Origin of the sequence: uncultured Tenacibaculum sp., assembly GCF_947494125.1 — a bacterium.
Classification (GTDB): Bacteria; Bacteroidota; Bacteroidia; order Flavobacteriales; family Flavobacteriaceae; genus Polaribacter.
This window is the reverse complement of sequence record NZ_CANLTU010000037.1, coordinates 1-1,121: the sequence shown is the minus strand read 5'-3', so window position 1 is coordinate 1,121 and position 1,121 is coordinate 1. Positions and strand designations below refer to the sequence as shown.

Here is a 1,121-nt window from a genome sequence, read left to right as displayed (position 1 = left end):
ACGGATGCAAATGGATGTGTAACAGCAGCTTCAACAGAAACAGTAGCAGCACCAAATGCATTAACAGGAACAGCAAGTATCACTCAAGTTTATACATGTGTACAACAAGGAGTTATAACCTTTGCATTACCAACAGGAGGAACAGCACCATTTACATATGGAATTAATGGAGTATTTTCAAATAATCCAATAAAACCAAATTTAACAGATGCAACTTATGCTCTAGTAATAAGAGATGCAAACAATTGTGAGTTTACATTACCAAGTATCACAATACCACCATTACCAACAGCACCAGTATTGGGAAGCTCAATAGCATATAATTGTGATGGAACAGGAAATGTAACGATAACTCCAAGTGTAGGAACTTATACTTATAGTTTAGATGGAGGGGCAGCACAAGCAAGTAATGTATTTAATAGTGTATCAGTAGGATCACATACATTTACGGTAGATTATGGAAGCTCATGTACAGAAGTTATAACAGTAAATGTAGCAACAGGACAAGAATTTGCAGCAAGTATTACAGGGAATACAGATAGTACATGTAATAATGCAGATGATGGAACGATAACAATTAATGCATCAAATTACGGAGGAGTATCGTATGAGTATAGTATTAATGGAGGAACAAATTGGACTACTACATTAGTAAATCCAGTAGTAATAACAGGCTTAGATAATATTACTCATGATATCCGAGTAAGAGCAACAGTTGGAGTAGTAACATGTCCATTAAATTTAGGAACAGTAACAATTGCAGAACCAACCACTGTAACAGTAACAGCGACTATAACAAAAGAAGCAACATGTGCGGCACCAACGGGAGCAACAATAGAAGCAGTAGCAACAGGAGGAACACCACCATATGAGTATAGTTTAAATGGAGGAGCATGGCAAAATACAGGAATATTTACAGATGTAGCAGCAAGTGGAACAGCCTATACAATTACATCGAGAGATAGTAGAAACTGTCCATCAACAACCAATGCAACAATCACAGTAAATGCACCAGCAACAGTATTACACACGGCCACAGTAACCCAATGTTACGATGGAAGTAATGGCGAGATAGTTGTAAATGTAACGCAAGGAAACGGCGATTATCAATTTAGTTTAGA

General features: G+C 37.0%; 1 protein-coding gene. It reads left to right on the top strand.

Going from position 1 to position 1,121, the window contains the following annotated elements:
* A partial coding sequence (locus Q0881_RS17695; RefSeq protein WP_299163283.1) for a hypothetical protein occupies positions 1-1,121 on the top strand: 1,121 nt, incomplete at both ends.